This is a genomic window from Rhizobium sp. BK176 (assembly GCF_024808055.1).
In genome coordinates this window covers 317,805-343,943 of record NZ_JANUBV010000001.1, presented here as the reverse complement: position 1 = coordinate 343,943, position 26,139 = coordinate 317,805, and the positions used below count along the sequence as shown (strand labels likewise).

The window sequence follows — 26,139 nt, the reverse complement described above, 5'->3', positions numbered from 1 at the left end:
GGTCACTTATCCTTTTGCCGAGGATAATTCAAGACCCTGATTTCTGAACGGGCGGATAGGGAGGCAACTTGAATGCCGCCCTGACATCATTGAAGTCGACGAGATGCGTCAAGCGATAGCCGTCGTGGGTCCAGTAATCGAGGCGGACCATCGCGCCGTCCTCTTTCTTGTACAGGGTGAGATTGTTCTTTTCGTCGAGCACCGCTCTATATGGGTCGGCCTTGAGGCAGGAATAGGCGGTCCCGTCGAAACCGTTGAAGGTGCATCCCTCCGTGAATTCACGTGCGCGGAGGTCTTCGATCAGAATGTTCCATTCATACAACGCCGTGGCTCTGCGCGAATAGCCGTCGGTTACAGGCTTTGCGATGAAGCCATCATCGACGGATTCGACATTTTCAGGGAGGGTTCTGGTTTTGTAGGAATCCGAAGCGGAGGCGCAATGGGATGATGCTGCCAGAACCGCGGCGAGAATGAGAGACTTAAGGGTCATCATGAGCGATCCTTTACTTGTTCACGGAGAGGTAACGGGCTTCGTTGCCGCGCGCGGCGTCAAGGGCGGGCAGACGCGGAATGCTGCGGTCCGTGCCGTCCTCGGCCTCGGAACCGAATTCACGGCCGGCTTTCAACGCGTCGATGGCCTTAGCCAAGAGGTCGAGTGACTGCTTCATGATTTCGCGCAGGGACATTTCGGGAGCAATCGCCTGCAACCGCTGGGTTTCCTCGGCGCTGAAGTCAATGAACGCCCGTGTCTTCGTCTGTTCCTCAATTTTCGGCAAGCCAACACCCTTTCATGCAGTGGATTCAAGAATCCGATGCGGATCGTGTATTGAAATCGCTGGGTTAAATCAAGTCCTTGAAATCGTCATGACGTCTTTATTTTCCAAGGTCATCTTTCAGATATTAGCCTGTCTGTTGACCTGCGTCCCGGTTGTCGATATATGGACAGCGGGTCGACGGCAACCCGTGGCAGTCTCCGTCCGCAAGGACATGCTAAACGTCGTCGGGAAATGCGCAGTTCTCGTTTTCCGTGTCAACGTCCGGAATCCGAGTGACGGGGACGACTCGGGCCATACCGGACAAGGATCGCGGAAATGACCGTACCCACGATTACCCACTCTTCCATCCGAAAGCTGGCAGCGATGCTCGGAGAGGTGGACAGTTCCTCGCTGAAACACTCCGAGCGGATCGAGCTCATCGCCTCCTCCATGGGGCTGCGGGGCGACGCTCTGATGCATGCCTTGAAGACGGCGGATAAGGCACTGACGCCTGCCGACGTGGCCGCTCGGATTTCCTCCCTTGGATTGCCCGGTATCGAGCCTTGGATTCCATGGCTGGTTTCCCGTTCGAAAGGTTCCGTCTTCCTGGTATGCGGAAACATGGGAGATCGAGCCATCGCAACCTGCCAAAAGCTCGCGGAAATCCTGGTCGAGGGAGGCAGGGTGCTTCTCGATGACTTGGTCGGCCTCGACCAGCCGCTCCCGGGGAATTGCAGAGACGCCGTGGTAATCGAGAACAATCACGGCTTTCTGAGAGCGGTTCGATATGCCGAGGCGGGCGCGATCGTGTTCGTCAAGGCAAGGACGTCGAGCATGCGAGACGCTTATGACAAAATGGTCGAGTTGGTCGACGAAGGCAAAACTCCATCTGTCGATGTCGTGCGCGGGGTGTCGGTCCAGAAGATTTTAGGCGGCACCGATAAGCAGCGTGTTCCGATCATCGACTTCCGTTCGCTCGAGACATCGGAACAGCGGCAGTTCGTACTCAAGAAGCGTGTCGAGCCGTGGTTTGCGGAATTCGGGACGGCCTGTATCGCCCTCGATTACGTCCGGTCCGGAAGGATCGCGATCGACGAGGTGAAGCGGGCGTTCGGGAAGGATGTCGAGATAAGGATCGAGAAAGCGATCAAGGCTTATCCGGAGCTGGCTGTTAAGGTGCGATAGGCTCAGCCAACCATGGCGGCTGACATTGATGCCTCGGCGTGGCTGTCGAGTTGCGGCAGGCTCTGCTCCATCTCAACGACGCGCCCGTGTGTCGCTATCGCGCGGGCGCGATCTACCTCGGACAGGACGATCTCCCCTGCCCGCAGGCGCACCCCCAGTTCCTTGAAGTAGCCAAGCGCCTTGGAAACAACGTCAGCCTCGGTGGCGGGCGGCATGGGTCGCCAATGGTGTTCCAGCGATGCAGGAGGCGTCACCTTGACCATGGCCCTGCCGATGGCGAGGTTCGCCTGCAGGAAGGCGGCTCCAGTGCCCCATGGCAGCTGGCTTGCGAGGTTCAGATATGTCGCGGACATGAGGGCGGTGTCGTCGCAGTCGGCGAGAGGTGCCAGGTTCGGAATGATCGAGACCATGATGCCGAATGCCATGGCCTTGAACTTCGAAGCCACCTCTCCCGCCGAAATGCCTGCCGCTGCAAGCAGGTCGTTTTCGTTGGCGAACACGAAGCGGTCCTCCGCCATCCAGCTGAGACGCTGTACGGAGGCGACATAGGACGCCGCGGCTTCGTCGAGGTGTTTTCCGTAGGTTTCTTCGTCGCCTTCCGAGAAGGCGCGGTCGGCGATCGACAGGTGTTCGGTCCAGGTGTGGCCGTTCGACCGCCCGAGCGTGTGGTGGTTCCTGCCTCTGAGAAGTTCTTCCGTGTAGTCGATCATGCCGCCGCTTCCTTGGTTGTCCAGAGGATATGGCGGCATGTCGCAAGCTTCACGCTGTTGGGTAGGTCAATCGGCCGGAAGCGCCTGGCGCAGCGCCGCGACCTTGTTGGGGTCGAACGTGTAGAAGGTGTCGGAGATGCCGGTGGAGACAAGAACCCAGTCGACGTGTTCGCCAAGGCTTTCGGCGTTCTCGGGCGTGATGCCGCTTGCCACCGCGAGGTCGAAGGATGCGATGGCCGTCTTCATGGCCTCGAGTTTTTCCTCGTCAGGGGCGACGCCCGTACGGGAACCAGAAGTGGTCGCGATCCAGCCGAGGTTCTTTGCTTTCACGGCCGCTGTCGCCGGATCGGGTTCGTGAGGCTGGGTCTTGAATGCCACCGAACCGAAGAACAGGAAGCCAGGATTGTCCTTGCGGATATCGAAAATGGCGTCTTCGATATCCTTGGAGAGCTGCGTGACGCCCTTGCTCGATACGCCGGGGTTGTCGCACCAAGAGCCATCGAGACCGAGCTCGGCGTCGCGGCGGACCATGTCTACTGGATGGGTTGAAAGGCGGTTGGTGATGACGATGAGTTCGGGATGTCGTCCCTTGATCTCGACGGCCGCCGTCTCGATGAGGTCGTCCTTGCCTTCCATATGGATCAGGCAGACGCCGTCGTAAGAGTTGGCGGCCGCGACGCGCGCGTTTTCGAACGCCGTATCGTCGTCCAGATAATGGATGACGGCGATGAGTTTCGTCATATTGATTTCCTGTCTGCCATCAGGCCTTAAAGGCGGTCTTCACTGCGTCGATATCGAAGTAGTGATCGTCGCCCTCCACCACAAACGGGTCAAGGCCGATAGCACGGCCGTCCCGAGCGATGCGGTAGAAGATCATTGCGCCGTCGCGCCCGGCTACGGCCCGAAAACCTTCGGCTACCGTCTTGCACATGCGCCGCTCTGCCTCGGGTGTGCTCGCCGACGCGCTATGGCCATTGGCGGTGCAAGTTTCATTCAGCGCCTGTTGGTAAACGACCTGTCCGATCGACTTCGATGCACGCAAACGGGTCTCGAGACGCTCGATTCTGGCGTCGACGTCGTCGATCTGTTTCATGATGGATGAATAATCGGCGCTAGCGGCCGTCTGCGATGTGTGGGAATACGCTTGCTCGCCGTTGAAAACGACGTCGATGCCGTGGCGGACGTCTGGATTCAAGAGGGAAAGGGCGCAGAGTGTTCCGGCAAACATAAGACACTGAGCAGTCGGACCGTATACCATTGGATGAACTCCGCTTGAAACTAAAACGGGGTCTTAAATTAAAGACCCCGTTTCGTCAACAAGACATCGTCTGAATGCCGCGTCATCCGGCCTGGATAAGGCCCATCTCCTTGAGCCGCTGGATCGCCACGCCGTACATGCCGTGGTGGTCGCAGAACCAGAGCGTCTCGGGGATGAGCGCCGGGTCCACAAACTCGGCGTGCTTTGCGTCGTCCATTGGCTCGACCTTCGGAACTTCCATCCAGTCGGGAAGGACGATCACGTACAGCATCGTCGCGTATCGCCCGCGAAGGTCGCGGCCGGGAGTGTCGTTGTAGTATTCCATCACGACATTCGACTTGAGAATGTCGATGGTCAGCCACGGATTCAGGCGGGTCAGGCCGCTTTCTTCGTCCACCTCGCGCAACGAGCAGTCGAGGAAGTCCTCGCCTGCGTCACGGATGCCGCCCGGGAACGCCCAGAGATCGTGGCCGTAATCGCCGCCACGACGGGTCATGAGGAATTGGCCGCGGTGCATGACGAGGATGTCGCCAGTGTAGTTTTGCGGATCGTCCTTGTTATAGACCTCGCGGATGTGGTCGATGTTTTCGCGTTCGCGCACGAGGATCGCATATGCCGGGTTCAGGCGGAAACGCTCGAGGAAGGCGACGACCGGTGCCGGCAGGTATTCGGCAAGGATGACGCTGTCACGCCGGAAGTAGGCTTCGCGGATAGCGGTGGCATCGACTTTCGAGACGCGTTCGGTGAGCATGATGTCTCCCCATTCGGGGAACATATCAAGATACTCGCTGGTCGCGGCGTCCTTGCGGAAACCAGCCAGTCCGATCATGCTGTCGTCGATTTCGATGCCTTCGCGGACGCCAATCTCGGCGGCGACCTCCCGAACGATGCGCTTGGTGTTCTCGGCCCAGCCCTCGTGGTCGCGGAAGAAGTCGGGCATCGGACGGATGATGAGGCGACCCTCGGCGACTTCGGCTGGGAAACACTGCTCGATCAGGAGCTTGCGTTCTTCGTAGGTGAGCGGGTTCTTGTAACTGCGTGCCAGGTTCGAGCTTCCAACCAGGAACACCAGATATTTCGCGCGCTTCAGCGCTGCTCGGACGTTGCCGACGTGACCGTCGTGCAAAGGCTCGATACGGCCGGGCAGACCGCCGATCATGAATTCAAAGTTCTGCGCTACGTCGGCAGTGGTTTTTTCCATGAGTGCGGCCTGCGTCATTTCGTTCGATTCCCGTTCGTTTGATTGACCGTATCCCGGGTGGAGGCCTCAGTAAAGTGCAAAATACACTTTAACCCTTGCTATCCAGACAACCCAGTTGGGTTCTCTCCGCATAGCTTCTGTTTTGGGCCATCCGATTGCCTCATGCGTCGGCCTGTGGATCACTCGGGAGACGGAGAATGACAAATGGTCCAATATGACTTCAAGCAGCTGATGAGTCCACGCTCCCGCGAAATGCAGGAAGCCAAGCATTCGGAGATCGAGCGCCTCTACGGTCTTCCCGACCGTTGGCTGGCCCGGGAACTCGTGACGCTGTCTCGCCATGTCGTCCGTACGGTTCCGGGTCGTTGCATGCCGGGGTCGTCCACTGCCGCCCTGCTCTTCGAAGCTATTCCGGAGATCGCTGCCCGCCTTGGCGAAACGACGTTTCTCCAGGGTGAGCGCTCCAACCGCGTGCGTCAGATGGATGGTCGCGAACTGCGTGAATTCCTGTCGGCCGCAATCAAGCGTGACCCCGTCATCTGGCAAATCCTGGACGACTACCCGGTGCGCGGTTGCAATGCCTATTCCATCATTGCCAACGATGCGTCGAACGGTAATCCCGTGGTCTTCGGGATCGATCGCTTCGCTGAACCCGATATCGAGAACCTCGATCGATTGGCATGGGAGGTCTATATCGTCTCGGGAAACAGGGGCCATGACTGCGCGTTCGGCTGGCGGCCGGAATTCAGCATGGACGCCACATTCCCCGGCGACTGGTTCGTCGCTCCCGAGGTCCGCATTTAGGATCGGTGTCAACATTCGCTTGAAATTGAAGACCCCGAGTGATAAACGGTCGCCAACTCGAATTGGAGGCCGTCATGACAGGCAAGAAGACAGGAAGCAGGACACCGATCCCGCCCGAAGTCACCACTCACGAAGACCACGGCGAAAACGTCTTCGTGTCCCGCCATCCGGCTTTCGCGACGGTCGGGTTTTACGCAATGCATGGCGGCAACGGTGCCACCGACCTATTCGGTGCGAACGTGCGCCTGCAGAACACCATCCGCATGAAGATTTGCCGCGCCCACATGGAAACGAGGACGGTCGACCGCATCTATGAGGATGACGTGATCCTCGAACTCGAGTTGAGCGAATCCCAGTTCACCCAGGCGATCACCCAGTTCAACCGCGGTACCGGGACGCCGGTCACCCTGAGGCAGGCTCCTGACGTGGACGTGGTCCCCGTGGTCTATCCGCAGGTTGCCCACGTCGACGTAGAGAAGAGGCTGAAGGAGGCTGGCGACCGCCGTGTCGAGGCGGAGCTCAAGAAATTGACAGAAACCTTCAACGCCGTGCGTGCGCTGGCGGAAGCCGACGGAAGCGTTTCCAAGAAGTCGTTGCAGGCCGCGGTGAAGTCGCTCGGCTTCGCCATCGGCAACCTGCCGGGCAATCTCGACTACTACAAGAAGCTGCTTCGCGAAGATGCTGACCGCATCCTGGAGGAAGGAAAGCTGGAACTGCATGCGGCTGCCAGCTTGCTCATCTCGCAGGGTATCTCACCGACGCTTCTCATCGACGAAAAGTCGCCGACCGACGGGCAGGCAATGCAAGGAAAATAGCAACGGCGGCGTTCGAAAGAGCGTCGCCTTTAATGGGGTTTTGCGATGTGACCGTCTCGGAGATGGCATCAGCAACCGTAGAATTCGGTTCTCCGCACTGTATGCGGAGAATAACGTCTATTTTACGTATTAAGTGCGGAGAAAGCGGCGGTCGCCTCCTGAAGCGACGTAATCAAGGTGGATTGCATATCTCGATCTTGCCCTTCTGCATCTGGTCAAGAAACCATCAATCGTTCTTGTAGTCATTTTCGATCGGCAATTCGGAGTCCGTGTGACAGGAAGCCGCTTGACCACGGAAATCCGAATAGGCCTCGATCTGGCTCGACATCGAGTCGAAGCGCTGACTGAACTTTTCCATCTGCGAGATGGCGAGATTGGCGACACACAGCTGCCGACTTAAAGAGAATAGAAGAACCAACCAAGCTAAATATTTGGCAAAATAAAGACATCGATTGATTTCCTTTGGCCGACGAGCCATTGTGTGGTTATCACGTCGGCGAATGAGCCGACACCCCGGCAGGTCAAGGTCTCCGGGTCTATCAATTTTCCAAATTCTGTTGACAGAAAGAACCGTTTGCGTTGAGCATCACTCAACGCAAACGGAGTCCGGAAATGGTAAACCTCGCAAAATCAGCAGAATCGTTCAGGGTGTCGCTTGAAAAGAAAGGTATTATCAAAATGCCCGAACTTGAAGTGGCGTCGGCTGTCGATGTCAGCGGCTCGTTCCTCGGGGAGCATCGCGCCGGCCTGACCAGCACATTCTTGACCCGCATCGTGCCGTGGGGCATCACGTTCGATCCGGACGGCAAGATCGACATCTTCACTTTCAGCGACGGCCCAGCCAGCGCCCACTACGTCGGCTACATGGATGCGTCCAACTACGCGGACTACGTCGCCACGAACATCGTAGACAAGGTTCCAGGCTGGGGTGGCGCGACCGACTACGCTCACGTCCTGCGGATGATCCTTGCTCACTTTGGCTGGGGCGAGAAACAGGAAGACGCGCCGCTCCAGCCCAAGAAGACTGGGTTCTTCGCTCGCCTGTTCGGCGCAGGAAAGCCTTCGGCCGTCGAGCAGCCGCAAGCTGACGAAGCACCGCGACGCGCCATCGTGTTCTTCGTCACCGACGGCGTGGGTGACGATCCGGAAGCGACGACGAAGGTTATCGGCGACGCCGAGCGCGAAGGACACGAGACGTTCTTCGTGATGGTCGGAATGAGTAACCGATCGAGCGAGTTTCCACTCCTCGCGAAACTGGCCGCCAAGCATGGCAACGTCATCTTCCGCAAGATCGAGGACATCGCCGCCTTCAACGCGATGAGCGACGAGAAGCTGAACGAGTTCTTCCTCGACGAGAAGCTGACGGCCTGGTTGTCTCGCTAGGCTATTTCGGAGGGCGTCTTATGCGCCCTCCTCTTCGTCATCGTCATCCAGCTCGGCGTCTTGAGAGTGGTCCCGCGTAAACGGCAGATCGAGCTTAGTCTGCAAAGACCGCCGTAGTTCGTATTCCGCCTCCAGCGCTGGAAACGACGGGTCGTTGGATCGCTTGGCTTCCACAAGGGCCGACGCAAGCGATCCAGGCTGTCTTTCCGCGATCGTGCCACGGATATAGCGGAGTTCTTCCTCGGTGAAGCCACGACGACCTGCGCGGTATCGGCCGACATCCATGCGCCATTTCTCAACGGTCAAGGCGGCTTGCTCGTAAAACGTCCGCTCCTCTTCTGAAGACGCTTCCAGCTTCGACTTCTGAACGTCGAGCGCAACGCATTCAAGGCGAGACAGAAGATATGCAATGTCGGAACTCGTCAGGTCGATAGTGCCGTAGGCCATCCCGGGTCTCCTTTTTTCCAGATTTCATACCGGAGTGATGTTTCACGATCAACATCGATCGGTAGAAAAGCGTTGTATTTCAATGAATTCCAACTGATTTGCCGGAAACTCCGAGAGGCGGCTATCGCTCTCGCAGATGTCCGAAGAAATCTCCGAGATTCGCCAGTCAATCCTCGCGTTCGCCAGCGATTTTGAGACCGAAGAAAGCCCGCGCTGCCGCGCTCTTGAGGCAGAGACGGATCAGGATGGCCCCCGGGCCAGAAACGCCGTTGCGCTCCCACCTGCGCCAAGCAGCGCCGTCGTTCAGTCCAACGAACGCAGCTGCTTCGGCCGCCGACAGGGAGAACGCCTCACGTGCCGCCTTGACCTCCGCCCCGCTGAGGTCGTTCTTCCGCCCGGGATTCGATGAGGTCGAAACGCCGGTCTGAAGCAGGCCCTGCATGATCTTCCGTGCCTCCGTCGCCGATTTTACCGCGAGCATTTTTGGGTTCCTGGAAAACAGGTCCTTGAAGTCGGCGGGCATGTCGTCGCGGATTGGCCGGCGCGCGCGCTCATCGACCCAGGAAGCATTTTCCAGCGTCAGCGACCACCAGCCAATGCCCCAGCGACGCGCCTTTGCGATCGGGGTGCTGCCGTCCATGACGATCATCGTCGTTTTTGTCGGCTCGAGAAAGGTGAGTGGCATGTCGGCGCTCCAGATTTGTCGCGGCAACATAGGTCTAATTGACCTACTTTGCAAGCGGGTTCTTGAGCTCGGGTTGCCGCGATGTCTTGTAAAAATAACGACTTGGGGTCTTCCATTGCGTGACGAATGATGGCATACACTCGCCGATTAAAACTGCCAGCTAGCGAGGTCCCCATGTCCGAGATCAAGTCCTTCACGTCTACGAAGCGTATCGTCGAGACGACCAAGCTCTCCTGCAAGGCGGTAAGCGACCGACTGAGCGTCTATACGACATGGCTCACGACCGAAGTCGTGGACTCCGGTGCCGCCGCCTCCACGAAAATCATCAAGCAAGGCTTGGTGGAAAACGCCAAAGTGGCGAAACTCCGGAACGGCAAGACGGTCGTGCCGGACTTCGAGCCGATCAGGTCGGACAAGGATCGCCGCTTCCAGATGGTGCTTATCACTCCGGAAGGACGTGAGTACATCCGTGTCCATGGCAATCCCCTCGCCTATTCCAAGGTCTGGGAACACATGGAACGGGAGAAGATGCTGCTGTTTCCGAAGGGAGACGTGGCGTGGGTGGAGGTCCTCGACGAGGGCAACCTTCGAAACGTCCACTTCGTCTCGACCTATGACCACTCGATCGTCGACATCGACGGCCGACTTGCTCCTGTGGCAAGGACGTTCGAGTTCACCAATGGTGAATACGATCTCGACAAGGCAAGCGAGGTGTTGGCCGCGAACCCCGAAATGGAGATCGTTCTCGATCGTCGGGGCAGCCGCATCCATCAAATCCCCAGCTACAACGTGTCGGAAGGCCGAACGCTCGAGATGAAGGTGAAGTGGATGCCGGGTCCTGAATCCTGGGCGAAGCTGGTCGGCCAAATGGCGACCCTGCGCAGTCCGAACGGATCGCCGGTGCTGCGTCTGGCCGAACACGAACTCATGTACGGGTACGATCCTCTGGGGCTGGATGCCGCCGGCTGCCGCCGACCGTCCCGATACGAGGAGGAATAACACAGTCCGCCCAAGGGTATCATTGCGGTGGCCGGTAACGACAATTACCGGTCACCGATTGCCTCCGCAGGAACTTGGGTCATCACCCAGGCGTCGATGTGGCGCTGACGGCTTCCTCGCCGCCCTTCAAGATGGCCAACGTACGGGCAACCTTCTCGGGGTTGTCGGCCGCGAATTTGAGAAACGTCTCGACTGTCGTTGCATAGTCGGCAATGGCGTCCTTGGTCGAATCGTCTCCTGTGAAACGCAATTCCGTGATGTCGAAACGACTGTCCATGTCAATGATCGCGTTCTGCGCGAAGAACATGTCGTAGACATGGTCATGCAGCTCTGCGGCGTCGTTGATTTCATTGTCAGTCAGGTAGGTGCTTTCGGACATTTTCTGCCTTTTGCGATCGGGCGTGGTCTTCGTTTATTTTGCCCTTCATATCACAGGGAACCTTTTGCGCAACCGAAGATGCGCGCACTTCTGAATACAAAATAAAGACGTCGGAGACCGTTGACTGACCGAATGGTCTTGAATATGAAGTCCCCATGTATTCAAAGGCGGGGTCCGCATGATTGACGTCAACGGTTCTGAAAATTCTGGTAGCAGACCCCGCGTCGCGGTTCTGATCGACCTTGAAAACACGTCTCATCGGCTTGCGGAAAAGATTTTCCACGAGGCAGCACAACTGGGTGAGGTCGTCGTCCGGCGCGGCTATGCGGACTTTTCCAACAAGGCGCTCGGATGGGGAGCGGCGATCAACACGCAGTTGATCGATCCTATTCATCGCTCTGCCTCCAGTAAGGGAAAGAACTCGAGCGACATCGCTTTGACCATCGACGCGATGGACCTGCTCTACGAGGGGTTCCACGGTCGTATCGACGTCTTCTGCATCGTCACTTCCGATGGCGATTTCGGGCAGATCGTCCGCAACATCAGGGTAAAGGGACGCGAGGCGATCGGCATGGGTGTCGCGCCGGCCTCGGCGTTCACGCAGTCGTGCAGCCGCTACGTCTCGCTCGTAGACAACAAGGTCACAGCAAGCACCGTCACGATCCGTGCCGTTGACGAAGAGGTGGTTCGGGTTTTCAATGCCGCTCTGACGCAGACGCGCGCGGACGACGGATGGGCAACGCTCGCGGAAATGAGCAATGCGGTCATTCAATCCCTTCCCGGGTTCAAGCCGAAGAACTACGGCTTCAAGAAGCTCACGGATATGGCCGAGAACATGCCGGGTTTCGAGGTTGAACGTATCGACGGCGGTGTCGTTCGTATTCGTTCGCTTGTTTCTCCCGAACCGGAGGTCGCCGTCGCTGCCAACGCCTTGGACGGCGCGAAGGATGTCTTTTTCGGGTTGGACAGCAATGTGGTTCAATTGGTGGCGAACCACGTCTATCGTCATTGAAGGCTTGTACGGCAGTCGTGTACGCGCCTGTCCAGCAATTCCGTTAGCAATTTGAGATAAAGGATAGGCCCCATGGGCATGGAATTAAGTCGCCGCAACCTGTTCAGGGGGTTGCTGGCTGCATCTGCTCTCCGCTTCCTTCCTGCCGTTCCAATGGATACACCGACCGCACCGTTGGTGTCGCGGACGCTAAATCCGTTCGCCGCAGGCAGTTCTGACCGCTTGACCGAGATGATCGTGGCGCTCTTGGACGATCAGCACAAAATGGAGACGATCAAGGTCATTCGCGCAATTCCTTCCTTCCGTGTCGAAATGCTCGACGACAACGGCTCTGGAGAAAGCGTTGCGGAGACGCTGACAAGACACCTGGGCGACGGTGAATGGTCCGAATGGTCCTACACCGTCGACGACGTGCGCGCCGCTCTCACTTCGCTCGATCGCGAAGATGAATTGCGGCGACAGGCGCTCCTGTACTGGACGGGCGGGGACCGCTCGATCACGGTTGACGACGCAACCGTCGCGGAGACGCAGATCGCGATGCCTGTGGCTTGAACAGCAATTTCGGTGGCCGGTAACGGGCATTATCGGCCCCAGAAAGCATCGAGGGAGGCGAGCCTTTCGGCGGCCTCCCTCGGGAACTCGACAACTCTTCGAACCTGAGTTCTATCCGCTATACCAGCCGGATCGCTTGCGCGACGGTAGGAGCGACTTGCAGTCGATTGTCGCGCCCGCTGCTATTGGAATGCCTTCCGCCGGGGGTGTCAAGTTCAGCGGAAATCGAGCATGAGAGATTTGTCGCGCCGTCTGATGACTGGCATTGTCGGCCGCTCGCTACCGTGACCGACTCTCGCCCAACGGAACTTAACCAAGACCTGACTTGGTGGTTGCAATCCGATGTGGCCTGCGCAAATGTCTGCCTGAATTTCAGGGACCGTTGTTCGATGAAAACGAGGATCGTCCATGCGGCGGATGTATGGTGACGAAAAGCTAGTAATGGCCGTACGGGATCACCTGCTGGGGCATCTTCTGCATGTCACCGACTACGCTCATCTCGAGAGCATCGAAAGGCATGGCCTTGTTTCTCAGCGTCGCGCGCAAGAGCTCGGCATTGCTCCGAGCTACCCCGGTGGAAACGACTTGAGCAGAAGTCTGGACGTGGCCCGCGGGTTGAGCGATATGGTTTTTCTCAGTTTCTATAACTTGGGGGTGATGCCGAACCACGATGACGCTCGGTATCGTCGGCCGATCCTTTTAAAGGTCGATGCCAGCGTGCTCATGTGGCCAGGCGTCAAGGTTGCTCTCGGGCGTGCAAACCGCTCGCGGACCATGATCTACAAGCCGGCCAGAGCGTTCTACGAGATGGACTGGGACGTGATCCTGGGTGACGTCGACCCAAATCACCCAGGTGGTTTGGCTAGGGTTCTCGAGGCGCGGGATTACGAGGTCCTCGTGCCTGATTGCGTCCCGGTGGAGTACATCGGATTAGCGTGAAATAACCATGCCGCGATGCATTCTAACCGAATGGAGTGCCAGTCATCATGTCACTGAAAATTCGCCAGTGTACGATGTCTTGCCGGAGTGAAGACCGACCATCGCGTATCCCTTGTTGGAGAACGCGGCCCGTTCGCCGTCCGTAAGCTCGCGGACGTTCTCGGCGGCGACCATGACGTTGAAAAACCCGAGGCCCTCGGCAAACATGCCGTAGTAATAGGTCTGGCCGTCCACATCGATCGAGAAACGTGTGCCGAACAGCTCCCAGTCGCAGCCACCGATCTTCTCGAGGCCGTCGGTGTGATAGGGCTTCAGATACCGAGCGAGTTTATGAGCGGCTTCGTTTTTAATCGCCACGTAGCCTTTGGTTTCGACCTGCCGGTCCTTGAATTGATCGGGATCGACGTAAGGATATTTCATCGCGGCGACGAGGATCGCTTCTTCCGCTTCGTATTCAGCTTGCGTCATTGACATCTGTCTTTCTTGATTGGTTTGCTCTATGATGTCTTACAAAATTGTGGACGACAACCGAAATTAGGCCGTAATGCGCCTAAGAAAATGGCGGGGCGAAAGATGGGCTTTTCGGCGTTATTCAAGTGGCTCGGCTTCAGTAAGGCACCGCCGCCACCGGCATATCCACGATGGCCGGAGCGTGGTGATGCAGAGCCTTGGATGCGAGGCAAGATCGCGCATTTCCGAAAGCATTATCCTGATCTGGCGTGCAACCTGTTCGATATTTCCTGCGCCGACTATCTGCCGCTCTGCGTTCATGTTGGAGGGTGTTTTGGACCGCAGGAGCTCGCGATCTACCGGATGCTGAAAGACGAAAACCAAGACCTCGTTGAGCAAGCCAGCAAAAGCACCGGGCATCGCTTCATGCGGTCTCGCGTTTACGACCCGCGAGATTGGCCTGACGAACCCATGTATCCGTGAAGACGCTGGCCGATAAGAGCCATTAACGGTCCGACAGGAGCCAGAATCGGATGCTGCGACGTCTTGTATTCCCAGCAACACCGTGTATTGATCCTCTACTGAATAGCGATGGAGAATGCCTTGGGCAAAGAACACGATTATCCACTAGCGCCATACGTCCACTCATCCGCAAGCGGATCGAACGCATCCAAGGGAAGAAGTAAGCGTCCGGAAATCGTGGTCGTAGGTACGATCTTCGTCGCGTTCCTTATCGGCTACTCTGGATATTCCGTCGTTGATGCGAATAAAAAGGCAGACTTGGCTCTAGGTAAGTGCTTCGCCAACAAGCTCGGAGCCGTGGGAATTGCAGACCGGCGTCAACACTCCGATCCAGTCGGCGGCGATCCGTCTTACAGGATCACGTTCGCCTCCGGAATTCGTTCGATCTACAATTTGAGCGAACTTACCCCGATCCCGTGTCCACCTGCACGTTGAAGTCGCCTTCTCGGCATGAACATCATAACGCACCATTGCAGGCTGGCTGTTTGATCGCAGCTATGACCTAGCAAGCGCTCGGTCGAGGTATTTCTTTTCGAGTTCTGCAAATTGCTCGGCCTGTACTGGAAAATCCGGCGTCATGAAGCATGCTGTCTCACGAGCCAGGGCCAGCCATTTCCGCATCTCGCCTTCGTTCTTGGCTGCGAGATCAAGCCAATGTGCGATCTCCAGCGTGATCTCGGCGGCCACTGACACTGCTTTGGACTGAACCGGATCGTTCAGGAGCGGCAACAATGCGACACTCGCCTGCCATGGCTCGACCTCGGTCAGTTTCCTAAGATAGGCGATCGTCGGCCTTTTGAAGGAGTCGAGGTCGAGCCCGTTCGCGACGGCAAACGTCTCCATCACCTCGTGCGCGGCCTCCAAACGGGGGTCGATCGTACGGAGATCGTGGATGCAGCGCCCCTTGAGGAACGAAAAAGATTCCGTCGACACATTCCAGTTGGCGACGGCTGCCATGAGCGCTAGTTCCGCCAGGTTGCGGGGAGTATCCCGCAAGTCATTTACCGCGCCCTCCACTAGCGCGATTGCCTGCTCGGTTTCTTTGGTTATCTCTGCATCCGTCAGGTCGGCGACCGTTCTCATTCTTTGGCTCCTGCGAGATATTCCACTTCGTCCTCGAAGACCGTGAAAAGGATGAACTCGTCCTTAACGACGTCAAGGGTGGTGCGCCCATTGCTATAGAAATCCTTTTCGTCATTACGTCGATCTACAGTGCAAACCGTTCCGACGGGGACCGTTAGGCCACCAGCGAGCTTGCCTTCGGTTAGCAGTTTGACTTTCGGTTTCGTCAAAGCGGGCGTCCTTTGCCGGCTCGTGAGGGCGAGCTCAATGGGTTCGGCGTCTTGTTTATCAGCGTAAGTGGGCCGCCGCAAGATGCGTGTTGATATCCGGATGGTAGGCCTATATGAAGACTTCAGTCTTTTGGAGGTCTGCTGGATGCTGGAAGTCTTTCTCGCGGGTGCATTGTTGGAAATCCTCGCCATCGTGCTCCTGCCTCTGTTTCTCGGATGGCTTGGCAAGGTCTTTGTGGCAGCCGTGCTTTACTTCGCATGGTGGATCGGTGGGTACGATCTCCTGCATGTTGTTTTGGGTCTCTGGGCGGCGTCCTACGTTGCCGTCATTGTCGTCTTCGGTGCTGCCCGGTTCTATGTTGCGGACAAGCTCTACGCGATGACCGCGACGCTCAAAGACCATTCGTGCCGCAAGACGCTGAACAAGCGACGGGAAGAATACAACAAGGAGCGGCGAGAGCGCTGGAAAACGGTGTCTGGGAATATTCGCAAGGCGGATAAGTTGGCGCTACTTCGATACATCTTCTTCGGGCAGTAATGGGCTGAACGGCGTGCATGCGTACGAGTCAAGGCAACGGCCGGTAACCACCCTTATCGGCCACGGACGTTTGAACGCCAGTGGCCGTCGTGGAATGCGACCTAAATCAGGCCGCAGAAGACACGTAATTTCTCAATGGAACACCGAGAAGTTCGTTGAGGGCCTGGAGATGTACCCGGTGGCTCGGAGACGGGTCAGAGGGATTGAAATCAAGCCAACTCGCACCTGATTTCGCGGCGTCCCATGCGCCAGACAGCCATGTCTCCTCGTCAACCATCACAAGGCGGCCCGCTGCTCCCTTGCCGCCATAGAAAATGAGCTGGTTTTTGCCATGGCAAAGCTCGAGCATTTTAGCGCCACATTCCCCCGCCGCCAGTGAGAGCATCTTGTTGTGAGCAATCGCTTCTTGACGGTTCGTCGTGACATCTACGACGCCAGGCTCCGACACACGCACCTCGACCGGCTTCAAAACTTCGGAGCCGTCATAAGTGGTTCTCATGATGCTGCACGTTCTGTTCTGATAATCGAGCCTTACAAAAAGCTCGCCAGCCATATTGATGGACCTTTTATCGCGAGCGCGTTGGTCCGCGGCCTTGTCGAAGAGTGCCAAGAGCTGTGCGACATGACCATTTGGCGTGATGAAGGTGCGGTCGAAGGCGGGAAGTTTACGAGTTCCTTCCTCATTGCCTTCCAGCGAAATTTTATACCTTGGGAATGGGTGCAAGTCATCGTCATAGCCGTTGTCCGGCCACCATCCATGATCGCCAACAAGCGAATATAGAGTTTCGATCAGGGACGCCGCCCAGAGAATATCTTTCCAATTTTTTCGGTCGTAGTCGATCACGATATGAAGGGTACCGTAATCATCGGACCTAGAATTCCATAGGGTGGAATGCCGGCGCGCGACATCGTCATGGATGATGCTTGTCATCGCCTCCCCCAAAGCATGGTCAGCATCAGAGGTAGTCCATCCGAAGTTCTCCAAACGGGTGTAGTCGATAAATCTTTCCGAGATTTCGACACGGTGAATCAGCCGTGACACGTCAACTTGAGTCTTGTACGTGATATGTCCCACGATAGCGGGACCGCCATTTCGAGTAACTGCCACGACGACGGTTGAGAACTGGCTTGAGGCATCCCGCTGAAGGACTGAGTTACCGCTATATCCGTCGTCGTCGGTTTCATTGATGTCACCGAGCAAGCGTGACGCCAAGTATACGGTAGGGGTGGCGCGGCAACCTGCGCCGCCGACAAGTTTGCCTTCGGTGACGCGAATATCCGCCCACCGTTCGGTGTGCGCAGGCTGGAGGAGGACCAGCTCCGATCGTTGGATATTTTCGGGTGCGACCCGAGATACGATGCCTTCGGCCGCACTCGCATCGACACCCTTGAACTTCTCACCCAGAAGGATGCGGGCATATTGCCTATACCTAGCCTGCGTATCGGTTTCGGTTCCCGGTTCGTTCCACTCAGATCGCGAAACGGGAAGGTTATTCACCTGGAAATCCTCAAAGGATTCGAACCCGAGCATCTTGGCAACGGTGTCTTTCGCTTTCTTGCTCCCAGCCTTGACGCCGTATTCTTCTGAGAGAATTTCCGAGAGCTTGTTAGCTGAGAGATTCAACAGACGCTCATGGGGGAGGTGGACAAGCATTGGAGTCTCCAATTTATCGACACGCATCATTGCGTTCTTCAATTGTTCTCACATATTTCAGCCGGGATCGGATTACAACGAAAAGATAGACCCCGAGGTGAGGCGCGTGTGCATAAGGTTAACAATGCTCCAATAGGAATCCACAGTTCGGATCAATCTCGCTTCCCGTAGACACGATCTAGTTAGTCGATGGCCGGTAACGCCATTATCGACCACAGGCTTGTGTCAGGGGCAGCTCTGTGTCACTGTCCACGGCATGAGGACAGCTATGAAGAACATCACCTGCCATTTCCTTTGACCCCGCTCCGGTGGCGAACGGCGTTTGCCGTGCTTTGTCCGGGTCGATCAGGTGAAAGGAAAAAGGAATGTCGTTGATCATCCTTGAAATTCGAGCCGCAGAAGGCGGCGATGATGCCAAACTGTTCGTTGGCGATCTGGCGCAGGCGTATGAGCGCCTGGCCACGGGTAAATCCTGAAAGTGTGACCGAGTGGATGTTGCGCCTGCGGCTTGCGGGTTCAATTCCATCGCCCTGTCGGTGCAGGGAGCTGGTGTGGAGAGCCTCAGGAACGAAGCCGGAGGCCATCGGGTGCAAAGGGTTCCGCCAACAGAGCGGCGCGGCCGCGTCCATACCTCGACGGTAACAGTCGCCGTGATGGAACATGCGAAGCCTGATGCAGACTCGCCGTACGCGAGGCGTTTGGACGGCGATTTCAGGGTTGAGTGGTTCAGTGGGTCGGGCGCTGGAGGGCAGCACCGAAACCGGCATCTCAACTGCGCGAGGCTGATTCATCTCCCGACAGGGCTGAAACAGGAGCGCCAGGGACGGTCTCGCGAGGCTAATTACCGCGATGCAATGACAGCTCTACTCGCTTTGCTGGACGATCTCCTTCGCTCAGGCTCCAAGGCTGTCGAGGACGATGTTCGTCGGCAGCAGATCGGTTCCGGAATGCGCGGTGACAAGCGGAGAACGTATCGGTTTCAGGATGATATGGTCGTCGATCATGGCACAGGGAAATCAATGCAGGCGAGCAAGGCGATGAAAGGTGGATTACCTAGTCTTTGGTAAGGCCCGCGCATTGATTCTCTCGCGAGAGACTGCAGTCAGGAACGTCTCAATGCAGGCTGCGCCCGACAAAGGAGTGTTGTGGTGATAGTTCATCGGCAATCGGCACAATGCGCGGGAAAAGCTTGCTTTCGAGGATGATCGAAGTCTGGTTGAGATTAAGTGACGCCTCCATTCCATCATCCAGAACGATCCAGATTTGCGGATCAACTTCGTCCTCCGAGTTCCAGACCGCCTTGACCGGGCCAAGCATACTCGGATTGAATAGATCGACGACGACATCGCCAATCTCTGGGGGATTAGTCTCGCCAATCAGGCGCGGACCAAAGATTTCTCGGAAAGCAATTTGTGAAGCCGCATAGAGACCTTTGAGCGTCGCCAATTCGTCTCGTTCTTCGGCAGTCTCCCAAGTGCATCCTGCAATCCCCGTCATGGCATGGCTACACAGCATTGCCATATCACCAGTCGTCGCGTTGCCGTCCGCGAAGTTCGCCAATATCTCATATCCTTCGTGACTGTCGAGCTGATGGTCATCGATGGTGCCAACGTTAATCTCGATGTCCGGGAAGACCGTCGGACGCCAATCAAGTCCTCGCGAGTCAGTCGACATGGCCTTGGCCTGGGCAATCACCGCGTCAAGCAGATCGCCATCGACGAGGTGAACTGGGTCGCCCCGAAAAACGATAACTGACGGCATGGTGCCATCCCTGTCGATTGATTCTACCGCATCCGCTAAAGCTGTGAAGTAGTCTTCCTCAAAGTCGTCCGCCATAGCTCGATCCATTTGCTTCCGATGGTGAACATAGCCCAACAGTTCGCAAAATGATATCGTTGCAGTGGCTTGGCCGCCGCCGTCTTGGAGATTCAGTCGGCTACGCCTCCTTCCCCTCCAAGACGGCGGCGCATCACCTAGATGAGTATACTGCGCAAGTCCTCAGTGTGTGATGACGCCTAGATCGTCGGGATTTCCGGGCAGCGATGAGTATGAAAATGACATGGGGTTATTAGAAATCGGCATCTCAACTGTTCGAGAATCTGGCATGTCCCAACGGGGCTCAAGCAGGAACGCCAAGGTCGGTCTCGCGAGGCGAATTACCGTGATGCGATGGCCGCCCTGATCACCATGCTGGATAACCGCTTGCAGTCTGGCTCGAAAGCTGTTGAAGACGACGTCCGTCGCCAGCAAATCGGTTCTGGCATGCGCGGCGACAAACGCCGCACGTATCGGTTCCAGGATGACATCGTCGTCGATCATATCACTGGGAAGTCGATGCAAGCGAACAAGGCGATGAAGGGGGCGTTGATGCACCTTTGGTAAGGTACATCAACGTGCATGCTTGGGAGATCGCTTTTTCCAATCCATGAACACCTCGATCAGGCTTTTAGGGTCACCGTTCCAGTGCGTCTTCAAGCCGTTGTCGTTCAGCGCTTTGACAATATACATTCCGGCTGCCTCGAATGCCGCATCCGGTGAGTGAAACTTGAAATACTCTCTAAAAACAAGAAAGGTGACGTTCATACGTCCAGTTTCCATGGCGTCGTCTACGTTTTGGTCGTGGTAATAAACGGCCGCCCACTTGTCTGATGATGACCTCTGAGCTTTTTGAAAAGCAAGTTTTACTTCCTCTTCAGCATCGCTGGGGGAGTCGGATGGATTGTGGACGCTGACAAACCCATCCGCCGCAAGCGCTGAAAAAGCAGCATATAGACGGTCAACATCCGTAAGTGTCGGCCAGCTCGCCTCCTCCATCACCTTTTCGTCAAACAAGCAATTGGTGAATTTTGTCGCAGAGGTTTTGTCGAGGCTATTGAAGCGGCTCCAGTCGAAAGCTTCCAGTACGCTCATGACGACTTCCTCGCGAGTGGCATATCCACCACGTATCATCGGATGCGCCCAGTCTCTGATCTCATTAAGCTCGACTTGGAGAAGGCTCATACCCTCAATCCTTCACGGTTGGCATTGGTGACGTAACTTGCACGCATATCATCAATCGTTGGTCGGTATCGTAGTCATGTCAACTGTTTTGAGTGGGCGGATGGCTCCATCAAAACTCTAGTCGTTAGTTGTAATTAGAAACGCACCGCCACCGTCTTGAAGGCTCGGCAGGCTAGGCCTCCCTCCCCTCCAAGACGGTGGCGCATCGCACTGATGAGTATGCTGTGTAAAGTGGTCAGGTCCTGGCCAGTCCAGGATTGATGGGGTTTCCGCGAAACGATGAGTATGGAATCGACAAGGGGCGATAAGAAACAGGCACCTCAACTGTTCGAGAATCGTGCATGTCCCGACGGGATTGAAACAGGAGCGCCAAGGACGATCACGAGAGGCAAACTATCGGGATGCCATGACGGCGCTCATCGCGCTGCTCGATGACCGTCTCCGATCAGGGTCGAAGGCAGTCGAAGACGATGTCCGGAGGCGGCAGATCGGTTCCGGGATGCGCGGAGACAAGCGGCGAACGTATCGCTTCCAGGATGATATCGTAATCGATCACGTTACCGACAAGGCGATGAAGGCGAGCAAGGCGATGAGGGGGTCGCTGGATGGGCTATGGAGATAGTGGCTCAGACCGACCTACCAGCTACAATGACACCAACTTGTGTCGCCTTAGCAAGGATGGGACTTACATCGAGAGCCAGCCCCAACCGAAGAAAATCATGCCCCCGAGCAGAATTACGCCACACGCTTGACCAAACGAATCCTGTTTTTCGCTTTGAGCCGACAGGTGGCGCATCCCGCATGCTGGAACTGTAATGCTCACCAGCCCGACCAGAACGGCAACAGCAATTTCCTTGCCATCCCATTTTTCTATAATGAGGTGAGTAAGCCACACGCCAGCTCCCAAGATATAAAGAATACTGCAGGCTGTAAGCACTTCAAACCAGTCATCGCGCCCGCCCCATGTCCTGCCGCGAGCACGCAGGTTGCCGAATGCATGCAGACTAAAGTTCCCTGCTCGATGGAAAAGCACCCTCGAAACGTAAGCTATGATAATCAAGGCGAACGTAGCGACACCAATGATAGGTGAGAACTTGATTGCGAATAGTCCGGCGACAAGAGACGCGCAAAGCATGGCGCATGCGCGAGATGATGAAATGGCGTGCTGAAACATCGTTCTAATCCTAAGAAGGTATTCTCAAAGGGTGGTGCTTAGACGGTGACGTTGTCAACGACTTTATATCCCGTTTGAAATCGTGCGCCGCCGTCTTGAACGCTCGGTCGGATACCCACATCATTGGGGAACGGGAGGATTTATCGATGACACCATATGATCAGCTGGCGCAGTCAGTCGCCTACTTTCCAGACGAACACTTCGCCGCTGGAAAGTTCGCAGGGAATTTCTGGGCTGATCCCACGGACCCGTCCTGCCTTGGAGGTTGGGTTCGGTCGAACGGCTCTCTCCACGAACACCACCTTGCTACGGAGACTGGAAGCCAACTCTTGTCGATCGACGAGGGTCTCTGGCTGAACGAGGTCACGGTCTCGGGAGACTTCGCCTCGAAGGAGGAGGCTACGTCTATGACAGGGCGATCTTCTGAAGGACATCCGTTCGGTGGCATCTGTGAGTTCCTCGACAGCCTTGTAACTGCCGCTCCTGTCGTGGAGGAGGTATACGAGAACATCGCCATCGAACTATGGATGGCGACGTTTGGTGGCGTCTTCGATTTTGCCTGCCACGTACACTCGGCTCAGGTCAGGAGTCGGTCAGAGGCCAGAGATGTACGGATCGCGCAAATGCGCAAGGCGCAGGGGCCTCTGGATGCCATAAAGGCTTCAGTCTCGAAGAACAAGGAGATGATCGTCCGAGGCCATCCATATCTGATCGGCGTGCGGAAGCTGAGTGTCATCCAACACTACGGCGCTTACGGGACATCGACCTGCTTACGAGATTCCGTAAGCTCGACCGTCGATTAGCGGAATCTCGTAAGCTTAGGTCGTGCTGGAAGTTTCCGCGAAGCTAGCTGCCTTCGTCGGTCTCGATTGATGGCGGAGCAAGACAGCCTGTTTCAGTCGAGATCGATGACCAATAACTCCGGCGGTGTTGCCTCCCGCACGACCCTGACGGCTGCGAGTTCGTCTGCTATCCGCAACCGCGCTTCGTAGGCGTCCACATTGCGCTGGAGGTTGAGCCAGAACGCGGCAGACGTGTTCGTGGACTTCGCGATCTTGAGCGCCATGGCCGTCGTCACCTTCCGCTTCCCGTTGACGATCTGGTTGACCGTGAACCGCGATGTCTGGATGGCGTCGGCGAAGTTCTCCTGGCTGACGCCGATCTTCTTGAGGAGGTCGTCCAATACCGATCCCGGGCCTATTGGTTCGGCCGACGGTCCGTCCAGTGGGGATACGTATGTCATTGGTCGCTGGTCTCCGAAACGATCAGGCAGGCGTATGCCGAAGCCGGCGTGTCGTCAATAATGCGCGGCATTACACGTCGTTGACCACGGCATCGCTGTGACTCACCCTGTGGTTACTAGCTTTAGCAATCGCAGGTCCACCATGCCTCTTCGCCGTGAAACTCCGTTCGCCTTTACTGCCGAGCAGAAGGCCTATCTCGAAACCGTCCTCAAGGCTTTCTCCGGTGGTGCCCGCCGCACCCGTCAGAAGGGTGCCGAGCGAGCCGCTCTGACGGCCGAGCAGCGTGACGCCTTCCTCAAAGACGCCTTCGAGCAACTGACGTGGCTCACGACCGACGAAGGCAAGGAGAGCCTCGACAGCCGGGAAGACGACACGATCTCCGCATCCGCGTCGATCATCACCAACATCTTGCACTTCCTCGCCAAAGCCGGACACTCTCCGCTGCAGGTTCTTCAGGCGGCCGTCCTCGGCTTTTCGACGCAGGTGGGGGACGACGACGAGTTCCGGCTTGTCTACGAGTTCCTCGAGGAGATGCAGGACGTAGCCGACGAAACGATAGGCACCGACCACAAGGCCTGAGCTACCCTTCGCGTCTTGAAATCCTGGTTGCTACAGTCTACAAACCAGCGAGTGTTGAGTGGAGTGGGCCGTGGCGATCGAAATGAAGCAGATGAACCTTAGAAACTGGACCTCCGTCCCGCCGGGCGACTTGGACCTCAACGGGAACGCGGCTGACCTCCATCCCACCGGCGAGGGCAAGGAATGCGTTGCCCAAAAGCGTAGGGACGGACTCGAAAAAGCGGTTCGGAAAATCTCCTTCGAGCCGGGTCACTGAAGGCTGACAGGCCCCCATGATCGACATCCCGGAATGTCTCGCAGGCCTTGGCAGGGATCGACGCGGCTACCCGATCCCGATTACGGCTGCTGTCGATAGGGACGGCACGCCTCATTTCACGGTGACAGACCAGCCTGCTCGCCATCGCATGATCGACGAGGATCGTTGTCATCTGAGCGGCCGGAAGCTCCTGCGCGGCCGCTGGTTCATCGGCGGTCCGATGCCGGCCTTTCATGAGTTCGGAGCATTCATCGACGGCCCCATGCTGGACGAGGCCTCGCTCTTCGCGGTGCGTACCTGTCCCTATATCGCGGCTCCAAAATACGCGCGCCGGATCGAGGGCGCGGCTTTCTCCAAGGCAGCGCCAGAGGGTAGCGAGCTGATGAGGACGCACGAGGAAACCAATCCAGATCGCCCCGAGCTATTCGTGCGTGTGATGACGACGGGACAGAAGCTTGTCACTTCGAACACGGGCGATACGCTCTTCGTGACGAGAAAACCGTATGTCAGGGTGGAGTTCTGGCGACATGGCCAGCAGCTCGCTTTCGACGAGGGCGTGGCGCTCAGCGTCGCCTCATGCGGCGGCGAGCTGGCCCGACGCGATATTCTCAAGGCTTGCGGAAAGAAATAGTCGCAAAACCTTGTTACAAAAGGAAAGTCAAACGGTCGGCGACGGCGCTTCGACCGAATTCTGGCGTCGACGATCAATCACATTTGCCAGTTTGCTCTCGACGTCGGTGTTAACGACGATCCCGCGATCACGGGCGTTGTCGATTGCAGTTTCCCGGTCGGCTCCCATGTATTCCGTCATCAATGCCAGTAGGGTTCCTGCGAAGACTGGACCGTGTCCGCCCTCTTTTGGCAGACGCAGACGCGTGACGACGTGGTGGGCGACCTCGTGGACGACCGTGTGGCTGTCCAGCATGCCCCTGTTGAGAACCACCTGTCCCAGCCTGTAGTAGCTTCTGGTGACCAGCGTGGCGCGCCCGAGTGAAACCGTCGGCGGCGTGATGCCGAGGTCCGTGCAAATTCGTGCCGCCAGCTCTTGCGCCTCGGAGATATCCGAGAAATGCCGGTTGTCGGCCTCGAACGAGTGTTCCCACATGTACAGGGCTTCGCGCTGCATGTCGTAGGGGCGGTTCGTACGCTTTGTCACGAGCGGCACATATTCGCGAGTGGCCCTCTCCGCCGCCCGTTTTGCCGTCTGCCAGTGGTCGTGGCGCGACAGCCCGACAATATCCTTGAGGTGTCGGGAATCCGGCCGCCATCCGACGACATAGCCGTGCTTCGATCCCGTGTTGATAACGACGATCTCGCCGTGATGCTTTGAGTTGCCCTCGAAGGCGGGCTTGTCGGACCGCTCGATGTCCAATTTGGCTGGCGGCGCGGAGGCGGGACGCAGCGTCCTCTCCCGCTCGCAGATTTCAGGCGAGTCCACCATGACGAGCCGGCGCGGATCGACGACCGCGAAGCCGACAGGCATTTCGAATACCACCTGGCCGTTGTCGCCCTCGAGCCAAATGTCGTAGATTTCGCGAAATGGATGCATCTCGAGCGACACCTCGTCGGTGTGGACCAGTCGGTACTCGTCGCCGGCGATCGTACCCTCAAAAAGGTCCAGAGCGGAGAAGAGGCGACCGGACTTCTTGCTGAACCAGTGACCGAACAGTTCACGGGCGTATGCGGACTCGAACGGTCCGACTACGCGGCCGTCAGGAAGTGTGTAGTCGCTTTCGCCTGGCGTGTAGCCTTTGTCGATGTTTCCGAGCAGCAGCATGGAATCTCCTTTGGCGAGACGTTAAGGCTCGGCGTTGCGATGAGCAAGGCGGCCGCGCGAAACGGCGCAAAGAGCGAGTTGGATTTAAACGCGGATGATCAATGCCGCCAGACTTCGGCCGCGGCACTTCTCGCCGCTCCCATGGCAATGCAAAGGTCAGACCATTCCGGCGTGAAGCGTTTCGCTTCTGCCAGGGCCGCCAGTTCGTCAGCCCGCGCGCTGAGGGCGGCAGCGACATTGTCGACGATGTCGGTTTTGCCTGCGATTGCCTTGAGTGTGTCCTCCAGTAGCGGATGACCGACGATCTTTGTGGCTGCTCCTGCTGTTTGGACAGTCTTACCACGGCTGCGGCGTGCATCAAATAGTCGGTATTCGATCAACTGCGATGGACGCTGGCATCGGAAAAATCGAGATTGCTGCTCGGACTACTCCGGATAGAGCAAGACGTAAAGCGATTTAATTCAAGACTTCGATTAGTTTGCGGGTTGTCGGGTCAACGAAATTGCATGACCCTGAGTTCTTGAATATT

Annotated in this window: 37 protein-coding genes and 1 pseudogene; 19 read left to right on the top strand and 19 right to left on the bottom strand. The window is 57.0% G+C overall.

What is annotated here, in order from left to right; genetic code table 11:
- Window positions 1-28 precede the first annotated feature (28 nt).
- Complete coding sequence (locus FHT76_RS02035) at window positions 29-493, bottom strand: hypothetical protein (protein WP_259183993.1); 465 nt, start codon at window positions 491-493, stop codon at window positions 29-31.
- A gap of 10 nt (window positions 494-503) precedes the next feature.
- A complete protein-coding gene (locus tag FHT76_RS02030; protein ID WP_259183992.1) occupies window positions 504-776 on the bottom strand; it encodes a hypothetical protein in 273 nt (90 codons plus the stop codon).
- A gap of 315 nt (window positions 777-1,091) precedes the next feature.
- Here FHT76_RS02030 and FHT76_RS02025 point away from each other — a divergent pair, with 315 nt between their 5' ends.
- A complete protein-coding gene (locus FHT76_RS02025) occupies window positions 1,092-1,940 on the top strand; it encodes a hypothetical protein (RefSeq protein WP_259183991.1) in 849 nt (282 codons plus the stop codon).
- A gap of 2 nt (window positions 1,941-1,942) precedes the next feature.
- Here FHT76_RS02025 and FHT76_RS02020 read toward each other — a convergent pair whose 3' ends face one another.
- From FHT76_RS02020 to FHT76_RS02005, 4 genes are all read right to left on the bottom strand, one after another.
- On the bottom strand, window positions 1,943-2,650 hold the full coding sequence (locus tag FHT76_RS02020) for a hypothetical protein (protein WP_259183990.1): 708 nt from the start codon (window positions 2,648-2,650) through the stop codon (window positions 1,943-1,945).
- Window positions 2,651-2,716: 66 nt separating this feature from the next.
- Window positions 2,717-3,391 (bottom strand): hypothetical protein, encoded by a 675-nt coding sequence (locus FHT76_RS02015; protein ID WP_259183989.1) that lies wholly within the window; start codon window positions 3,389-3,391, stop codon window positions 2,717-2,719.
- Window positions 3,392-3,410: 19 nt separating this feature from the next.
- Entirely contained in the window at window positions 3,411-3,908 is a 498-nt protein-coding gene (locus FHT76_RS02010) for a hypothetical protein (RefSeq protein ID WP_259183988.1), read from the bottom strand.
- Between the two features lie 82 nt (window positions 3,909-3,990).
- The gene (locus tag FHT76_RS02005; RefSeq protein WP_259183987.1) at window positions 3,991-5,127 is read right to left on the bottom strand and encodes an NUDIX domain-containing protein; all 1,137 of its coding nucleotides are present in this window, start codon (window positions 5,125-5,127) and stop codon (window positions 3,991-3,993) included.
- Between the two features lie 186 nt (window positions 5,128-5,313).
- Between FHT76_RS02005 and FHT76_RS02000 the strand changes: the two genes are divergently transcribed.
- The 3 genes from FHT76_RS02000 to FHT76_RS01990 all read left to right on the top strand — a co-directional run bounded on the left by FHT76_RS02000 (window position 5,314) and on the right by FHT76_RS01990 (window position 8,111).
- Complete coding sequence (locus FHT76_RS02000; RefSeq protein WP_259183986.1) at window positions 5,314-5,913, top strand: hypothetical protein; 600 nt, start codon at window positions 5,314-5,316, stop codon at window positions 5,911-5,913.
- Between the two features lie 74 nt (window positions 5,914-5,987).
- Entirely contained in the window at window positions 5,988-6,728 is a 741-nt protein-coding gene (locus FHT76_RS01995; RefSeq protein WP_259183985.1) for a hypothetical protein, read from the top strand.
- A gap of 678 nt (window positions 6,729-7,406) precedes the next feature.
- Entirely contained in the window at window positions 7,407-8,111 is a 705-nt protein-coding gene (locus FHT76_RS01990; RefSeq protein ID WP_259183984.1) for a VWA domain-containing protein, read from the top strand.
- A gap of 18 nt (window positions 8,112-8,129) precedes the next feature.
- On the opposite strand, the gene FHT76_RS01985 is transcribed toward FHT76_RS01990, so the two are convergent.
- Together FHT76_RS01985 and FHT76_RS01980 are read right to left on the bottom strand one after the other, a co-directional pair.
- On the bottom strand, window positions 8,130-8,558 hold the full coding sequence (locus FHT76_RS01985; protein ID WP_259183983.1) for a hypothetical protein: 429 nt from the start codon (window positions 8,556-8,558) through the stop codon (window positions 8,130-8,132).
- A gap of 166 nt (window positions 8,559-8,724) precedes the next feature.
- On the bottom strand, window positions 8,725-9,243 hold the full coding sequence (locus FHT76_RS01980) for a hypothetical protein (RefSeq protein ID WP_259183982.1): 519 nt from the start codon (window positions 9,241-9,243) through the stop codon (window positions 8,725-8,727).
- Window positions 9,244-9,417: 174 nt separating this feature from the next.
- On the opposite strand from FHT76_RS01980, the gene FHT76_RS01975 reads away from it, so the two are divergent.
- Complete coding sequence (locus tag FHT76_RS01975; RefSeq protein ID WP_259183981.1) at window positions 9,418-10,242, top strand: hypothetical protein; 825 nt, start codon at window positions 9,418-9,420, stop codon at window positions 10,240-10,242.
- 82 nt (window positions 10,243-10,324) lie between these two features.
- Here FHT76_RS01975 and FHT76_RS01970 read toward each other — a convergent pair whose 3' ends face one another.
- Window positions 10,325-10,621, bottom strand: coding sequence for a hypothetical protein (locus FHT76_RS01970; protein WP_259183979.1), 297 nt, complete (start codon window positions 10,619-10,621; stop codon window positions 10,325-10,327).
- A gap of 178 nt (window positions 10,622-10,799) precedes the next feature.
- Here FHT76_RS01970 and FHT76_RS01965 point away from each other — a divergent pair, with 178 nt between their 5' ends.
- The 3 genes from FHT76_RS01965 to FHT76_RS01955 all read left to right on the top strand — a co-directional run bounded on the left by FHT76_RS01965 (window position 10,800) and on the right by FHT76_RS01955 (window position 13,124).
- Window positions 10,800-11,633: an NYN domain-containing protein gene (locus FHT76_RS01965; protein ID WP_259183977.1), complete on the top strand. Its 834-nt coding sequence runs from the start codon at window positions 10,800-10,802 to the stop codon at window positions 11,631-11,633.
- 72 nt (window positions 11,634-11,705) lie between these two features.
- Window positions 11,706-12,185: a hypothetical protein gene (locus tag FHT76_RS01960; protein WP_259183975.1), complete on the top strand. Its 480-nt coding sequence runs from the start codon at window positions 11,706-11,708 to the stop codon at window positions 12,183-12,185.
- Between the two features lie 408 nt (window positions 12,186-12,593).
- A complete protein-coding gene (locus FHT76_RS01955; protein WP_259183973.1) occupies window positions 12,594-13,124 on the top strand; it encodes a DUF4433 domain-containing protein in 531 nt (176 codons plus the stop codon).
- 45 nt (window positions 13,125-13,169) lie between these two features.
- Here the strand turns inward: FHT76_RS01955 and FHT76_RS01950 are convergent, their stop codons facing one another.
- Window positions 13,170-13,598 carry a hypothetical protein gene (locus FHT76_RS01950; RefSeq protein ID WP_259183972.1) on the bottom strand — a complete coding sequence of 143 codons (429 nt, stop codon included), beginning with the start codon at window positions 13,596-13,598 and terminating at the stop codon, window positions 13,170-13,172.
- 9 nt (window positions 13,599-13,607) lie between these two features.
- Between FHT76_RS01950 and FHT76_RS01945 the strand changes: the two genes are divergently transcribed.
- Both FHT76_RS01945 and FHT76_RS01940 read left to right on the top strand, forming a co-directional pair.
- Window positions 13,608-14,057, top strand: a complete 450-nt coding sequence (locus tag FHT76_RS01945; protein WP_259183970.1) for a hypothetical protein — start codon at window positions 13,608-13,610, stop codon at window positions 14,055-14,057.
- Window positions 14,058-14,177: 120 nt separating this feature from the next.
- A complete protein-coding gene (locus FHT76_RS01940) occupies window positions 14,178-14,531 on the top strand; it encodes a hypothetical protein (RefSeq protein WP_259183969.1) in 354 nt (117 codons plus the stop codon).
- 60 nt (window positions 14,532-14,591) lie between these two features.
- On the opposite strand, the gene FHT76_RS01935 is transcribed toward FHT76_RS01940, so the two are convergent.
- Both FHT76_RS01935 and FHT76_RS01930 read right to left on the bottom strand, forming a co-directional pair.
- Window positions 14,592-15,179, bottom strand: a complete 588-nt coding sequence (locus FHT76_RS01935; RefSeq protein ID WP_259183968.1) for a hypothetical protein — start codon at window positions 15,177-15,179, stop codon at window positions 14,592-14,594.
- Window positions 15,176-15,388, bottom strand: coding sequence for a hypothetical protein (locus FHT76_RS01930; protein WP_259183967.1), 213 nt, complete (start codon window positions 15,386-15,388; stop codon window positions 15,176-15,178). Before FHT76_RS01930 ends, FHT76_RS01935 begins: the two co-directional genes overlap by 4 nt.
- 145 nt (window positions 15,389-15,533) lie before the next feature.
- Between FHT76_RS01930 and FHT76_RS01925 the strand changes: the two genes are divergently transcribed.
- Window positions 15,534-15,926: a hypothetical protein gene (locus FHT76_RS01925; protein ID WP_259183965.1), complete on the top strand. Its 393-nt coding sequence runs from the start codon at window positions 15,534-15,536 to the stop codon at window positions 15,924-15,926.
- 106 nt (window positions 15,927-16,032) lie between these two features.
- On the opposite strand, the gene FHT76_RS01920 is transcribed toward FHT76_RS01925, so the two are convergent.
- Entirely contained in the window at window positions 16,033-17,580 is a 1,548-nt protein-coding gene (locus tag FHT76_RS01920) for a hypothetical protein (RefSeq protein WP_259183964.1), read from the bottom strand.
- A gap of 365 nt (window positions 17,581-17,945) precedes the next feature.
- On the opposite strand from FHT76_RS01920, the pseudogene FHT76_RS41355 reads away from it, so the two are divergent.
- Window positions 17,946-18,215, top strand: a pseudogene (locus FHT76_RS41355) (PCRF domain-containing protein); the annotation flags it as partial.
- A gap of 18 nt (window positions 18,216-18,233) precedes the next feature.
- Complete coding sequence (locus FHT76_RS41350) at window positions 18,234-18,647, top strand: peptide chain release factor family protein (protein WP_405049500.1); 414 nt, start codon at window positions 18,234-18,236, stop codon at window positions 18,645-18,647.
- A gap of 46 nt (window positions 18,648-18,693) precedes the next feature.
- Here the strand turns inward: FHT76_RS41350 and FHT76_RS01910 are convergent, their stop codons facing one another.
- The gene (locus FHT76_RS01910) at window positions 18,694-19,416 is read right to left on the bottom strand and encodes a hypothetical protein (protein WP_259183963.1); all 723 of its coding nucleotides are present in this window, start codon (window positions 19,414-19,416) and stop codon (window positions 18,694-18,696) included.
- A gap of 333 nt (window positions 19,417-19,749) precedes the next feature.
- Between FHT76_RS01910 and FHT76_RS01905 the strand changes: the two genes are divergently transcribed.
- Window positions 19,750-19,962 carry a hypothetical protein gene (locus tag FHT76_RS01905; protein ID WP_259183962.1) on the top strand — a complete coding sequence of 71 codons (213 nt, stop codon included), beginning with the start codon at window positions 19,750-19,752 and terminating at the stop codon, window positions 19,960-19,962.
- 6 nt (window positions 19,963-19,968) lie between these two features.
- On the opposite strand, the gene FHT76_RS01900 is transcribed toward FHT76_RS01905, so the two are convergent.
- Window positions 19,969-20,580, bottom strand: a complete 612-nt coding sequence (locus FHT76_RS01900) for a DUF6891 domain-containing protein (RefSeq protein ID WP_405049489.1) — start codon at window positions 20,578-20,580, stop codon at window positions 19,969-19,971.
- Between the two features lie 406 nt (window positions 20,581-20,986).
- Here FHT76_RS01900 and FHT76_RS01895 point away from each other — a divergent pair, with 406 nt between their 5' ends.
- Window positions 20,987-21,202 (top strand): hypothetical protein, encoded by a 216-nt coding sequence (locus FHT76_RS01895; protein ID WP_259183960.1) that lies wholly within the window; start codon window positions 20,987-20,989, stop codon window positions 21,200-21,202.
- 63 nt (window positions 21,203-21,265) lie between these two features.
- Here the strand turns inward: FHT76_RS01895 and FHT76_RS01890 are convergent, their stop codons facing one another.
- Entirely contained in the window at window positions 21,266-21,754 is a 489-nt protein-coding gene (locus tag FHT76_RS01890) for a hypothetical protein (RefSeq protein ID WP_259183959.1), read from the bottom strand.
- Between the two features lie 146 nt (window positions 21,755-21,900).
- Here FHT76_RS01890 and FHT76_RS01885 point away from each other — a divergent pair, with 146 nt between their 5' ends.
- Window positions 21,901-22,557, top strand: a complete 657-nt coding sequence (locus tag FHT76_RS01885; RefSeq protein ID WP_259183957.1) for a hypothetical protein — start codon at window positions 21,901-21,903, stop codon at window positions 22,555-22,557.
- A 92-nt stretch (window positions 22,558-22,649) separates the two neighbouring features.
- On the opposite strand, the gene FHT76_RS01880 is transcribed toward FHT76_RS01885, so the two are convergent.
- Complete coding sequence (locus FHT76_RS01880) at window positions 22,650-22,997, bottom strand: HigA family addiction module antitoxin (RefSeq protein ID WP_259183956.1); 348 nt, start codon at window positions 22,995-22,997, stop codon at window positions 22,650-22,652.
- A gap of 142 nt (window positions 22,998-23,139) precedes the next feature.
- Between FHT76_RS01880 and FHT76_RS01875 the strand changes: the two genes are divergently transcribed.
- The 3 genes from FHT76_RS01875 to FHT76_RS01865 all read left to right on the top strand — a co-directional run bounded on the left by FHT76_RS01875 (window position 23,140) and on the right by FHT76_RS01865 (window position 24,464).
- The gene (locus FHT76_RS01875; protein WP_259183955.1) at window positions 23,140-23,577 is read left to right on the top strand and encodes a hypothetical protein; all 438 of its coding nucleotides are present in this window, start codon (window positions 23,140-23,142) and stop codon (window positions 23,575-23,577) included.
- A 70-nt stretch (window positions 23,578-23,647) separates the two neighbouring features.
- On the top strand, window positions 23,648-23,833 hold the full coding sequence (locus tag FHT76_RS01870) for a hypothetical protein (protein ID WP_259183954.1): 186 nt from the start codon (window positions 23,648-23,650) through the stop codon (window positions 23,831-23,833).
- A 16-nt stretch (window positions 23,834-23,849) separates the two neighbouring features.
- Window positions 23,850-24,464 (top strand): hypothetical protein, encoded by a 615-nt coding sequence (locus FHT76_RS01865; protein ID WP_259183953.1) that lies wholly within the window; start codon window positions 23,850-23,852, stop codon window positions 24,462-24,464.
- Window positions 24,465-24,491: 27 nt separating this feature from the next.
- Here the strand turns inward: FHT76_RS01865 and FHT76_RS01860 are convergent, their stop codons facing one another.
- Together FHT76_RS01860 and FHT76_RS01855 are read right to left on the bottom strand one after the other, a co-directional pair.
- Complete coding sequence (locus FHT76_RS01860) at window positions 24,492-25,610, bottom strand: hypothetical protein (protein WP_259183952.1); 1,119 nt, start codon at window positions 25,608-25,610, stop codon at window positions 24,492-24,494.
- A gap of 98 nt (window positions 25,611-25,708) precedes the next feature.
- Entirely contained in the window at window positions 25,709-25,990 is a 282-nt protein-coding gene (locus tag FHT76_RS01855; RefSeq protein ID WP_259183951.1) for a hypothetical protein, read from the bottom strand.
- Between the last annotated feature and the right edge of the window lie 149 nt (window positions 25,991-26,139).